This is a genomic window from Paenibacillus sp. FSL K6-1330, assembly GCF_037976825.1.
GTDB lineage: Bacteria > Bacillota > Bacilli > Paenibacillales > Paenibacillaceae > Paenibacillus_AQ.
This window is the reverse complement of record NZ_CP150269.1, coordinates 1,612,811-1,625,525: the sequence shown is the minus strand read 5'-3', so window position 1 is coordinate 1,625,525 and position 12,715 is coordinate 1,612,811. Positions and strand designations below refer to the sequence as shown.

The window sequence follows — 12,715 nt, the reverse complement described above, 5'->3', positions numbered from 1 at the left end:
AATATCTTTTTTCCTTGCTTGTGTTCACTCACTCGTATTCAAATACCGCATCCGGCGTCAGGGTGACATTGGGTGCATAACTCGGCATCTGACCGGTCTCTTGCAGATATTGCTCAACAATACGAGCGGCATCAACCAAGGAGCTTAGCAGCCAATCCTCATAAAGCTTACCGAATTTCTTGTGGAGCCATTCAGAGGTATATTCATTCGAAAGGGTGAACAGAGAGTAGATTTCACGGACGGTATTGGTATGCTTACGGCCGTAATCATCCGTCCAAGTCACCTTTTTATTCAAATCCACCTTACGGATATCCTCCGTTTTGGTCGACAGGATGCCATTCTTGTATTGGTAATAAATCCGCAAGGATTTTTCATATTCATGGCCTTTTAACAGCCTCCAACCAGCCATGCTTCCGGTCGCAGGGACCGATGACATTTTGCTTTTCCCGGAGTTTCCGGTGTTACCGCTGCTCGTTGCTTTCTTCGGCTCGCCCTTTACAACGAATTGTGCCGCGCCCAGCGTCACGGTCATTTGCTGTTTGGATGCGTCCCATTTCAGTTTTGCACCCAGTGCTGCGGTCAGCAGATCCGCGGATACGAGTGTCTCCCCTTTGTTCTGGATCGGAGCACCTTTCATATTCACGGTTTTTCCGTTGATCTTCGCTTGCTTGCTTCCTGCCTTGACGGTAAGCTCGGTCTGTCCTACGGTGATATCAAAGGTTTTGGAAGCAGCCTGATATTGAACCGAACCTCCCACGGCTTCAAACACCGGCTTCAGAGGCAGGTAGGTAATTCCCTTCTCCTGTTTAGCGTTCTCCAGCGGTTTGCCAAGTCCTGAAATGATTTTCACCGATTGCTTCTTGCCTGCAACTTCCACCGTCAGCGTGGCCTCACCCACACCCATGATTTTATAGGTGCCTTTATCCCCTGCCTTGACCAGATGAGGCTTATCTACCGATAACGAGATCATATTCGCCGGAACCTTGTGTTTCTCTCCGCTGCTGTACTGAAATTCAACCGTTGGCGTGATCGAGCTCCCCACCTTCGGCTTGCTGTTCGATACCTTAATAGTGACGCCGGTAATGCTCGGTACCGCCACATCGTATTGCTGTCCACTATCATACTCCGTCCAAGTACCATCCGATAACCGGGCAAAAAAGCTTTTGGAACCTTCGATTCCCACAATCTCTTTCACTCCGCTGATCCCGTTCAACGGGCTCATTTCGAAGGTTTGCGTGAATACATCCAATCTCGCATTCCACACCGTTCCATCTTTTTTAACGAAAATCAGTTTCTGTTCTTTCCCAAAAGAGATGTCAGCCCCGTCAGAAATCAGGTTTTGGGACAGATAAGTCGTGCTGCCATTGATTCGAAGCGTACTGAACAGCACAAGTCTTCCGTCATTGTATAAAATAGCGGCGTAATCGCCGGCAACCTTGATTTTGCGAATGGCGTTCACATCCGCTGCTTGACCAAGCGTCACAGGTTCCGGCGTATAGGCACTATTATGATATAAGATTGTTCCCGACTGGGTAACACCGCCGATAATTCCCTTATTCTCGTCAAAAACGCTTATTCCCTCAAAGCCTTTTACATCTTGCGGCTTGGAATTAACCATACGTTGAACATTGCCGTCAGAGGTCAACCAGTAGCCTTGTCCAACCTGTTTCACATGGTTCACACCCGCTACAGCCTCATATCCCGATTCCCCCCACATAACGAGTCCACCCGCGTTATTGACGCCGAATCCATATCCGCTGGAGCCCGCGATGAACTTCAGATCTCCACCCAGCGGAATCGGGATTTGGTTGATTGGAAGGCGGCTGTACGTAACCCAGACCGTGCCATCCTCCATCAAAGGTGTACCATCAGGCAATAACATTGCAATCTTCGAGCTTGACTTGCCCGACTCCCCATAAGCTGCCCCGGCTGCGTTCGGGATCATCACGCAAACCGCCAACAGCAGAACCCACATTTTCTTGAACATGAATGAACCTCATCTCTTATCTGAATGTAAGTCTTTCAGATCTAGTTAATTTGAACCAGGAATATTATACCACCCTATAGAAATGAAACAATATCAAAATTTGCAAGATTGCAAACCAAAAAAACGCCCCCAGCATCTGTTTCCAGACACCAGGGACGCTTATCTCTTGATTCATTCTTTATTCCATGCGTTCAAACAGTTCATCCAGACGAGCCTTTAATTCTTCCGCATCATAGCGAATGAACGCTCCATTCACTGTTCCGACCAACACCTGATGATCCGTTACGTTCAGTGCACCGTTTCTGGCATATTGCTCTCGCAAATCCACGTTGCCGGTAATCACGTTATGCAATCTTCCCAAGCTTCTGCCGTCGTCCTTGTTCAACACCACAAGATCGCTTCCCAAGCTCAGAAGCAGGTAGCGGTCCAGGATTCCATAACTGCTGCCAACTAGATGGGATAGATCGTCACTCGCTTTGGAAATGGTCTCCATCTTCCAAATTACGCTACCGGTTTCTTTATCTACCGCTGCCGGGATGCCGTTCAATGTAAGATAGACTCGCTCTCCCTCAATGGCGCCGCGGGCAGCTTTGCCTTTCACGGTCCATAATTCCCGATCTTCCAAGCTGTCATACAATACGCTTTCGTAAGCGGTAGCCCCGCTGAAATACTTCCCGTTCAACGCGCGCTGCACCAACAAATACCGCTCATTTAGCACCTCGAACCGTTCCATCTCACGTGCTGGATACACGCCTTCGCGTTCGCCAGTTTCCGTATTGAGCAGAACCCACTCCTTGCCAAGCAGCATCCATCTTGTTGTCATATCCGCAGGAGATACCGGATTGTAGCGATAGCCTCCAGTAAAATACGGATCTTGGGTCGGATCGTCCATGAACTTTTTCCCGACTTTGTAATCCCATACGGCTTTGCCGGTTTCGGGATCGTAAGCGGTAAGCTGTCCGTTCTGCTCGATGAGCACGTACGGATCGTCCGTGCCCTGGTTCAATAAGCGGTGTTCGCCGGACAACGTCTTTTTCCAACGCAGCTTTCCGGTTTCCTGATCCAGCACGCTCAGCAAACTTTTGGTTTCGTTCAGATCGAGCGGTTCATCCAGAACTACCGTGTCTTGCGCAGCCGTCATCGTCAGTCCAAATTCGTTCTTCGGCTTAACCTCCCATAACACTTTTCCATCCGACAACTGGATATGCCGCACGCGGGCTACATAATCCTTTACCACCGGGTTATAAGCCGAGAACATCGTGACATACTCCCGCTCCTTATCCGTGACGGCTGTATACCAGCCAAATCCCGCATCCTCCTGCCACAGCTTCATGCCGGTGCCACGGTCAATCGCATACAAGGATGAATTATCGTGCATCCCGCTGTATCCGCCATCATCCCCCTTGAGGAGCAGGACGTCCTCGTTTGCCTCAAGCAGGAAGGTGAAGTTCAGATTGCCCTGATTTCGCCAGTCGGGCTCAGCTTTTAGGGTCTTCGGCGGCGGCACGGCGGCAAAATGATAGGTAAACTCGTAATCATCGCCAGGACTGAAACTCCGTTCAAGGGATCCGGTCCCCGGAATCGTCCACTCGCTGGCCGTCAGCTTTCCGGACGGAGAGAACGTCACGGTATAATGGGCATCCCGCTGCTCATATCTCCAGGTCTCTCCAAGTATCATCGGTTTATTGGAGCTCATCTCCTGATTCCGCGATGTCTCCCTCGCCTGCGGCTCGCCAAGCAGCTTTTTCACATAAGAAGAAGGGGTGCCTTTCTTGAAAAGAAACTCCGTCAAGTTGCGTACCACATCCGTCGTTATTTCCGAATTCCCATCGAGAAGCCCGTCAGGCATCGCCTTCTTGGCCGTCACGTCACTGCCTCGCACCCACATCATCGCCGGACGGTAGATCCGGTAATCTTCCTTCCACTTGGCAGGACTGATCATGACGCCATACCAGTCCTTCCACTTCGCTACGGCGATAAGAGACGTTCCCGTTTGGGATATTGGCCATTTCACCGTGCTGCCGGGAGTAAGATATATACTGCCGCTGCTGCGCAGTTGAAGCGAGAGCGGAGAAATTTCTTTTACTAGGGCAGCTTCCTTGGACACATACCATGTCGGGAGCCATAAGTCTCCCCGGGAATCGGATTTGATTAAAGCCAATTCCCCTTTCACGGAGGAAAGCCGGAGCGTTTCCCCCTTGGTGCCGTAATAGCTCACCTTGAGTTTTGTCAGATTGCTATTCTTACTAAGCGTATTAGGAAATAAAGCAGCCTTCTGCTGAATCGTAACGCGTTGGCCGGATGTAAAGCCCCCAGTTTCAGCAGCACCAGCGACTACGATACGAGTGCTCATCTGTATACCCTGAGCCGGTTGCCCAACAAGTGAAATACAGACAGCTGCCGTTATTCCAATGAATAGTCGCTTTCGGATCGATACGCGTAAACTCACTGAAACCATCCTCTCCCATACAAGCATACATCATGTAAACGCTATTATAAGACAATCTGTTCCAAAATCAAAACAAAAAAACTCCCTTCCAGGAAAGGGAGCTGTCCTCATTTTCTTTATTGTCGTCTACATTCACGATAGGATCTCGTTAAAATGACTTCTGCAGCATATTCACAATTAGCCGTCTTCCCTGCATTATCGTACCTCCATACGCCAACTCGCTTCGGATAGGGTATGGCCCGGCGTTTGCCTGCCTCTCATTTTTCTGGTGCGATTCGTCACCCCGTCTGATATTTCCCCCCATAATTGCTCGAGAAAGGATGCTGGTGCCATCGATGAGTTTCTATTGGCTGCTGCCGCCCCTCCAATGGTTCGATTCTCAATCCGGGTATCTTCACCAGAAATCTTGAACTCTGCGCACCCCGATAGTAGCAAGACCCCAACCAATACTATGATTGCTGGCCATACCATAGTAAGCCTAATGTTCCGTTTCGCATGATGTATGGATCCCATCCCGACTGCCTCCTTATGTACTCTCTGAAGGAAAGTATAAGGAACATATCTTATCAATCAGTGGGGCAAGTTCTTAACGAATGCTTAAATAAAGCTGAACAATTACCTTCGCTTATGCTGAATCAGATCTTCATACATTCGAAAAATATGCTTAAATCCATGTACTTCCCTCCGTCTGAAGGGGTTAACAGCCAGAGCGCAATCCGGATTGACTTTAAAATGCTTGGAAGATTGGATTGAAAAAAATAAATGATTTATGGTTGTAAACGGAATGGAAAATTTACCTATATATATGAAGGCCAATCAAACCATAAATAAGGAGAGTTGACCAATGAAAAATGTATTGTATGTACCCTTGGATGATCGCCCAGTAAACCTTGATGATGTAATCAAATTGGGACAAGCTTCGGGCTTGAACCTGATAACTCCTACTGCTGCAGTTATTCGTAACCGAATCGATTCGGTCGCAGAAGCCTCAGGCAGCCAACTTACAGGCACCTCCGCACCTACTTTTGGTAAACCGGAGGATATTCGTCAGTTCATATTGAATCATGCCTCTTCCGTCCAGGGGTTTATTATTTCTATCGATATGCTCGTTTATGGGGGGTTAATCGGTAGTAGACGCTTGCGAACAAGCGGAGGCGGGACGTATCCCCATTATGATTCAGGGACAACAGACTTGCTTGACCTAATCCGCGAGATTAAACAACATTATCCCAGCAAGCCAATCTATGTGTTTGATACCATTTTGCGACTCGCTACGACCACTTATGTGGAGGGACTCTCTTATAACGCGTACACCGAGTCTCGCAGTTTCATGGGTATAGCTCGCAAAAAATATACAGACTTCAGCGATATTTTGAACGGCTATAATATATCCAGTGATGGCACCGAGCTGGGCGATACCGTCCACTTCAATAAAACCCATTACTACAACACAAGGCAACATAAGTTTAAAACCAATCATTATGTATTGGACAGGCTTGTACGTCAGGGCTATATTGATTTCCTGGCCGTTGGAGTGGACGATGCGAAAGTAGAAGGTGTGCAAATCAATGAAATTAAATTTGTGGAGAACTACATCGATCGTTATCTGGACGGTTGCGAGGGGCAAAATCCGAATCGTGCCATTATATTGCCTGATGCAGATGGCTTGGGTCATTCTCTGGTAGCACGGATGGCTAATCAATTGCATCGAGAAGGCAGCAAAACGCAAATTTCGCTGCAATATTACGGCCCTCATGGATCCACGATCATCAACGACTATGAATACATGACTTTACATCAGAATATTCTTCGTCATATTGATGTGGTTGGCGGCCAATATGTAACTTGCGAACCAAACATAGAAATTCTGGCAATCACAGACGAAACACAGGTATCCCATGCCGTAAGCCGTATCCATGCCAATGGAGCAAACTTCGTAGCAACCGTGGTTATGGATTTCACCGGGAAAGGCTCTGCCAATCCAACAGTAACGGAAGCGCTGCTAGACAGCCAGTATACGGGACGCCTATTAGGTTATAGTGCATGGAACACTGCCGGGAACCTTATGGGCATCTCGCTTGGCATGGGGCAAGCAAGATATGCTTTTTTGGTATCAGAAACCTCTGCCTCCAAGTTGAATATGGCCGTTAACGCTCATGGATCACTACTCTTTAAACGGTTTTTGAAGGATTACTATTACAAGAGGCTTGCTGTCGTCGATGTCCGAAGCTATTCCAGAACTCCAAGCCATATTCGTTACGATAATCTTCAAGCCTCGTTCGCTGATCAGAACATGCGTCTCTTTAACACAGAATCAGCTTACCAGCAAGTGTTCACGATCCTTCGAGATCAAATGCAGATTCACCAAACAACGCTGGCCGGAAGGGACGCTTTCCTGATTGGCACCTCCGCTCCGACATGCAATGTCAAACAAATAAAGGGGTGTTCGTGGACATTGGCAGAATACAGCAGTGCTTCGCTGGCTTATGACAATCCTGATTTCATCTGGTGGCGAGCCTTTGAGATCACACTCAATCCTAGGGTCACACTCCAATAACATGAGAATGAAAAAGGACAGCTCGGTCTTTATCGGAGCTGTCCTTTTTCTTTTGTCCGTTTTTATGAGTGGATTCAATAGTTCAACTTATAGAGTACCATTTCACAATAGATGTAAAAAATGGTACAATAAAATAGGAACAAACGTTCTTATTTTTTTGCGGCTCGTTAACTTCTCTTTTTCCCCTAAATGATGAATACGATTATAGACAGGCATAGGAGGGATGCGTTATGAAGAAGCATATAACAGCATACGAACGCTATAAAACAGAAATTTATCGAATTGGTTGGAGAATACAATATCAGGCTAAAAAGCTTAGAAAACGAGAAACGCCGTACCCTGATTTTAGTACCGTGCAGACAGGCTCATTTCACGCAAGATCCGATGACCGCATTTGGATTGGTCAATTACTGGATTCATTACCCCCGCAAGGGAGAACCATTATATATAAACTCTTCATAGAAGACCTCACTGAAGCGGAAGTAGCCAAGCAGCTCCATATCTCTCAACAGGCGGTGAACCGATGGAAAAGAAAAATGATCCAAAAGTTATCTCAGATCGCGAATTCATGACTTTGCTGCAAGCTGCAAAGCAGAATGATGATCAAGCCATTCTGCAACTCATTGATTTATACAAAGACGATATTTTGAGAATCAGTCAATATATCTATATGCCTCAAGAGGATGCCATATCAACGATTGTCCTGGAGTTTATGGAAGTGATTCGGGAGAACAATAATACCTATGAGACAGAGTAACTTTGCAGTTTCAATTATGGCCTCGATATTAGTGGGTTTAATCCCTAGAAAAATTTCTTTCTTTCCAGTATACAACAAACCCAGTACCGTCGCGGTACTGGGTTGTGTTTTACATTGTAAAAAAAGATGTAGTACATACAGGCAAGTTGAAGCAGCCACTATACGACTTTAGGAAACCGCGTTTCAAAGGTTGTCCTCTGCCGGTCGCTCCGTACCCGGATTTCACCGCCTTGGATCTCCACAATGCTCTTCGTAATGGCCAATCCCAAGCCGGTACCCCCTGTCTGCTTCGAACGTGAGGTCTCCACACGGTAGAAGCGATCAAAGATGAACGGCAAATCCCGCTCAGGAATCGGATCTCCGTAGTTGGTGAAGCTAATGCTCACCTGATTACCATCGCTGCGGACGGCGATGTCGATCTTTTTGCCCGAATCCCCGTAACGGATCGCATTGGTTATCAAATTCTCGTAAGCTCGGACAAGCTGGGCGCCATCTGCCTGAATAATGAGGCCTTCCTCTGCCACAAGCTTGCATTCCATCCCGGATTTCTCCAGGGCAGGAACGAATTCCTCGATCAGCTGTCTAATGAACTGAGCCATATCGATCTTCTGGATATCCAGCGGAAGCCCGTTATTAATCCGTGTGTATTCGAACAAATCATCAATGAGCTTCTTTAGATTTTGCGCTTTCTCATAAGCGATATTCACGTAATATCGCAGCTCCACTTCATCCTGGTACCGGTCTTCCTCAATAACTTCCAGAAATCCCAGTATCGATGTAAGCGGCGTCCGCAAGTCATGGGAAACGCCCGTAATCAGATCATTCTTTGTTTTCTCCGCGTTACGCTCCTCCAGAATGGATTGGTGAAGCTGCCTGCTCATTTGGTTGATGCTCTCCGCCACCTCACCCAGCTGGCTGCCTGACTGCACCGGAATGTCGGTGTCGAAATTCCCCTTGGCAATCTCGCGAAGCCCATTCCTGATTTCCTCCAGATAAACGTTCAGCTGTTCGGTCATGCGGTTTATGCTGGTTGCGACGACGCCTAATTCATCTTGGGATTTAAGCTCGATTCTGGAATCGAATCGTCCCGCCGTGATGTCCTGAAGACCGGTCTGTATTTTCTGCAGATCAAGGACAAACCACTTCGTGCTCATATAATAGCTGGCAAAAAAGAGAATGATGCCCGTAACCAGCATAACCGGATCCGAGCCAATATGGTTAATGATCCAGACGAGCGGCGGCTTGATTGCCGGAATCGAGAGTATTAGCGTACTTAACGCATAGAGTATGATAAGCAGGGCTGCCGTAATGCCGATGCTGGCAAGCAGCATAAACAGCATCTTCAGGCGGATGCTATGAAGCTTCATTACTTTCAAGTTAGTCACCTCTGCTTAAGTTTACTCTATTTTGTAGCCAATCCCCCACACCGTCTTAATATATTCCGGCTGCTGCGGATCCTTCTCGATCTTCTCGCGCAGCTTGCGAATATGTACCATGACCGTATTTTTCGATTCCATGAACGGTTCGTTCCACACCTCGGTATAAATCTTGTCCATGCTAAGCACGAGTCCGCGATTGATGGCCAGCATATGCAGCAGGGCAAACTCGCGCGGCGTCAGCTTAATCTCAACGCCTGCCACCGTTACCCGGTGGGAAGCGACATTCATAATCAGCTCATCGATCTGGATTTCGTTCTCATCCCTCACCGAGTTGCTGTTCAGCTGTTTGTATCGGCGGAGCTGTGATTTGATTCTAGCGATTAATTCCAGCGGGCTGAACGGCTTGGTCACATAATCATCCGCGCCGATGCTGAGCCCGGCGATCTTGTCAATCTCCTGACTCTTGGCGGACAGCATGATGATCGGCGTGTTGTTCTCCTCCCGAATTCTCATACATGCCTCAATGCCATCCATCTGCGGCATCATGACATCAAGGATGATTAAATCCACTTTATGGGTTCTTAGAATCTCCAGCGCTTCCAGGCCGTGAGATGCGGTGAGCAGCGTGTAGCCCTCATTTCTGACGTAAATCTCCATCAATTTCAAAATTTCGGTTTCATCATCAACCATTAATATCGTAACTCCAGACATGGCTCCTCCTTGTTCCGAATGCGGCCGTCAGCACAACATCTGTACGTCGTCTTTCTTCATGGATGTCAGACCGCGTGGTGCGGTAATTGATGTTTCTTCTCCATAGCCATGCCCTCGTCTTCGGATGCGTCCTGGTTTGCGATGAAACCGACTACGAACCGGAAAGCGGCACGGACGGCGAATCGACTGGCTTAACCGATTTCTTCGCCTTCGGAATATTACCGAATATCACCCATGAGCCCGGTATATATCGAACCGTCAATTCCACAACGATCCATGAACAGCCTAGCGCTGCCGCAAAACCTCCTGCATACCACAGATGGGTCAGCATCGAGCTCCCCGTGGTTAGCGGAAACTCCCGGTAGACGAGCAGAAAGAATGGATGAATGAGATATATCCCGAAGGATACGGCCCCCAGTCTCTCCAGCGCTGGTGTCCATCCGCGCACCCCTGCCCGATAGAACAGAATGGCAAACTGGAGCAGGACAAGCGCCCCAAAATAAGTATGCATATTCCACAATAGCTCATACAGCGTTGAATTATATCCGGTTCCGTGAAGACGGTTGTTGTAATAAATGTACACATGGCCGAGACCGGCAGCTGCCCATGCGATCCATAGCACCACCCAGGCGGCGATGCGGTGTGGTCGTGCGTTCGCGCGGCTAATGACAAGCCAGGCCTTCAGTTTCGGGTAATAGATGCCGATAAATGCTCCCAGCATGAAATAGGCAATGTAGGACAATGCCCAGCTCCCTTTATTCGGTACCTGCCAATAGTACTTATTCATTAGTATAAACGTCCACTGGATCACCAGTCCAATCGGTATCGACCATTTCGCAAGCTGGGGCACCTTCTTGAACAGCCACAACACAAGCGGAAACATTACATAAAACTGAATGCTAATAAATACGAAATATAGATGCGTATACGCTTTGCCCGTCAACAACTTTTGAACAAAGCTCTCCATCGTCTCGCCAAACGGTCTGCCCTGATAATATAAATAGTGCAGCAGCGCGAAATAGAACACAGAGAACAGCGTATATGGAATGATAATATACAGCAGTCTTTTCTTGTAAAATCCACCGATCAGCTTTTTCGTCGTAGGACGGTCATAGTAATTATAAAAGAGTACCAGACTGCTCAAAAATATAAATGTTGGCGTTCCGTATTTCATGAAGATGTTCATGAAATTGTACATAAAAAAGTATTTGGAGTCTGTCATCGCAGATACAGCATACGAAGTGGAGTGCACGGACAGCACGCCGAGGATGGCAAATGCGCGTACCAATTGCAGCTCGGGAAGACGCTCCCTTGGTAAAGCGTTTATTTTGTTCATGGCAGTACCCTTTCATGGTTTTTAATCATATTATTCTCGTTCCTTGCGAAACAGATTTATCTAGTATAGTAAACAATTCTTAACGCCAACACTTCCAAATTCTTATCATTTGCTTAAGATTATGGTCCTTCCTCCTAATAAAATTCTCCTTGATTACGAAGAATCCTTGGACTTACAATAAGAAAAACGTCTATTGACGTACTTTCTCAGTAGACAGACCGCATATAGCGGAAGTTTTTCTTGCGAGATAAGGATACTATGCCTCAGATGTATATCTTTCTTATCTCAAAAATAAACTTTTCAGAATGGGGGTGAATGGGATGTTGCACTTGATCCGTATCATTCGAAGTAGCTAGGCTCGGGTTCACAGAGGACCGGGCCATGCCAAAATTATAACTCGTAGCCATATGAGCTGCATTTTGCTATATAACATAAATCAGCTGCCGGACAGAAAGGGAGTCGTCCGTTCCTATGGACAAGTTCTCCTGCTCTATAACCAAGAAGTCTGCCGGCTTTTGGCTTCGATCGAATGAGGGTCAATCGGTTTGCAGCATCCCATTTTATCTCATATGGAAGGTGGACAATATAAATGAATTCACAGGAATACAAGCAGTTTTATGATATTGTAGGAGCCTTAAACGGCTGGGACTTCAGCCAGGTCCGATGTATCTCGGAAGGTGTGGAGTGGGATTTTTACGATGAGGTCGGCAAATGTTGCACACCATCCGATGTTGTGCTCGATATTGGCACTGGTGGTGGAGAGAACTTGTTGTCCATCGCCGACAAAGCAGCCTTGCTGGTCGGGATCGATCTTTCGCATGCGATGATAGAGACAGCCCGGCGGAATAAACGGAACGTACCTGTTTCCAATGTACGCTTGATGCAGATGAATGCAGAGTCTCTTCAATTCCCGGAGGCGTTTTTCAATGTAATCTCATGCAGACACTCCCCTTTCCGTGCATCAGAGGTGGGAAGAGTACTAGATGAAGATGGCGTGTTTTTGACGCAGCAGGTTCGCGAATGTGATAAAGCCAATCTGGCTCAAGCCTTTGGCAGAGGACAATCCTCCCGTGAAGACGGTGCCTTAAAGGATCAATATATGAAGGAACTTCGGCTTGCCGGGTTCGGCGATATCCAATATGCCGAATACGATGCGGTTGAGTACTATGAGCGTGAAGAGGATCTTATCTTTCTGCTCAAGCACACGCCCATCATCCCCGGGTTTGGACAGGAGGAATTGGATTTTCGCATCCTGCAGCAGTTCATCAGAGACCATCACACAGATCGTGGGATTCGGACGAATTCCGCACGGTTTATGATAGTGGCCCGGAAATAACCGGCCCCTCTGGAATTCCATAACCCGCAGCATCCCGCTGTTAAACAGAAAAAGCGCACAAGGGACAAAGCCCTTGGCGCTTTTTTTATGCAAAACAGATTCGTATATTATCCCTTGGATGAATAGGTTGCCCATCGCATAAAAAAGCAAGCCCCCCACAAAAGAGGAGCTTGCTTTCGGTATGGTTTATCATCGTATCAACC

The 12,715-nt window shown here is 47.4% G+C and carries 10 protein-coding genes; 4 read left to right on the top strand and 6 right to left on the bottom strand.

Features of this window, described 5'->3' with window-relative positions; genetic code table 11:
- Positions 1-28 precede the first annotated feature (28 nt).
- The 3 genes from NYE54_RS07085 to NYE54_RS07075 form a co-directional block, all read right to left on the bottom strand.
- A complete protein-coding gene (locus NYE54_RS07085; protein ID WP_339271098.1) occupies positions 29-1,987 on the bottom strand; it encodes a copper amine oxidase N-terminal domain-containing protein in 1,959 nt (652 codons plus the stop codon).
- Positions 1,988-2,165: 178 nt separating this feature from the next.
- Entirely contained in the window at positions 2,166-4,436 is a 2,271-nt protein-coding gene (locus NYE54_RS07080; RefSeq protein ID WP_339271096.1) for a PQQ-binding-like beta-propeller repeat protein, read from the bottom strand.
- Between the two features lie 195 nt (positions 4,437-4,631).
- Positions 4,632-4,949 (bottom strand): hypothetical protein, encoded by a 318-nt coding sequence (locus tag NYE54_RS07075; RefSeq protein WP_339271094.1) that lies wholly within the window; start codon positions 4,947-4,949, stop codon positions 4,632-4,634.
- A 331-nt stretch (positions 4,950-5,280) separates the two neighbouring features.
- Here NYE54_RS07075 and NYE54_RS07070 point away from each other — a divergent pair, with 331 nt between their 5' ends.
- The 3 genes from NYE54_RS07070 to NYE54_RS07060 all read left to right on the top strand — a co-directional run bounded on the left by NYE54_RS07070 (position 5,281) and on the right by NYE54_RS07060 (position 7,750).
- Complete coding sequence (locus tag NYE54_RS07070; RefSeq protein WP_339271092.1) at positions 5,281-6,993, top strand: DUF4127 family protein; 1,713 nt, start codon at positions 5,281-5,283, stop codon at positions 6,991-6,993.
- A gap of 230 nt (positions 6,994-7,223) precedes the next feature.
- Positions 7,224-7,565 (top strand): sigma-70 family RNA polymerase sigma factor, encoded by a 342-nt coding sequence (locus tag NYE54_RS07065; RefSeq protein ID WP_076322893.1) that lies wholly within the window; start codon positions 7,224-7,226, stop codon positions 7,563-7,565.
- Positions 7,562-7,750, top strand: coding sequence for a hypothetical protein (locus NYE54_RS07060; protein ID WP_339271090.1), 189 nt, complete (start codon positions 7,562-7,564; stop codon positions 7,748-7,750). Before NYE54_RS07065 ends, NYE54_RS07060 begins: the two co-directional genes overlap by 4 nt.
- 158 nt (positions 7,751-7,908) lie before the next feature.
- On the opposite strand, the gene NYE54_RS07055 is transcribed toward NYE54_RS07060, so the two are convergent.
- The 3 genes from NYE54_RS07055 to NYE54_RS07045 form a co-directional block, all read right to left on the bottom strand.
- The gene (locus NYE54_RS07055) at positions 7,909-9,126 is read right to left on the bottom strand and encodes an ATP-binding protein (RefSeq protein WP_339271088.1); all 1,218 of its coding nucleotides are present in this window, start codon (positions 9,124-9,126) and stop codon (positions 7,909-7,911) included.
- Positions 9,127-9,147: 21 nt separating this feature from the next.
- Positions 9,148-9,840: a response regulator transcription factor gene (locus NYE54_RS07050; RefSeq protein ID WP_339271086.1), complete on the bottom strand. Its 693-nt coding sequence runs from the start codon at positions 9,838-9,840 to the stop codon at positions 9,148-9,150.
- 151 nt (positions 9,841-9,991) lie between these two features.
- The gene (locus tag NYE54_RS07045; RefSeq protein ID WP_339271084.1) at positions 9,992-11,176 is read right to left on the bottom strand and encodes an acyltransferase; all 1,185 of its coding nucleotides are present in this window, start codon (positions 11,174-11,176) and stop codon (positions 9,992-9,994) included.
- 589 nt (positions 11,177-11,765) lie between these two features.
- Between NYE54_RS07045 and NYE54_RS07040 the strand changes: the two genes are divergently transcribed.
- On the top strand, positions 11,766-12,512 hold the full coding sequence (locus tag NYE54_RS07040) for a class I SAM-dependent methyltransferase (protein ID WP_339271082.1): 747 nt from the start codon (positions 11,766-11,768) through the stop codon (positions 12,510-12,512).
- The last annotated feature ends 203 nt before the right edge of the window (positions 12,513-12,715 follow it).

Excerpts from the sequence above, each read along its gene's own strand:
- NYE54_RS07085 (WP_339271098.1), bottom strand. The coding sequence starts at position 1,987 with ATGTTCAAGAAAATGTGGGTTCTGCTGTTGGCGGTTTGCGTGATGATC.
- NYE54_RS07075 (WP_339271094.1), bottom strand. The coding sequence starts at position 4,949 with ATGGGATCCATACATCATGCGAAACGGAACATTAGGCTTACTATGGTA.
- NYE54_RS07070 (WP_339271092.1), top strand. The coding sequence starts at position 5,281 with ATGAAAAATGTATTGTATGTACCCTTGGATGATCGCCCAGTAAACCTT.
- NYE54_RS07065 (WP_076322893.1), top strand. The coding sequence starts at position 7,224 with ATGAAGAAGCATATAACAGCATACGAACGCTATAAAACAGAAATTTAT.
- NYE54_RS07060 (WP_339271090.1), top strand. The coding sequence starts at position 7,562 with ATGACTTTGCTGCAAGCTGCAAAGCAGAATGATGATCAAGCCATTCTG.
- NYE54_RS07050 (WP_339271086.1), bottom strand. The coding sequence starts at position 9,840 with ATGTCTGGAGTTACGATATTAATGGTTGATGATGAAACCGAAATTTTG.
- NYE54_RS07045 (WP_339271084.1), bottom strand. The coding sequence starts at position 11,176 with ATGAACAAAATAAACGCTTTACCAAGGGAGCGTCTTCCCGAGCTGCAA.
- NYE54_RS07040 (WP_339271082.1), top strand. The coding sequence starts at position 11,766 with ATGAATTCACAGGAATACAAGCAGTTTTATGATATTGTAGGAGCCTTA.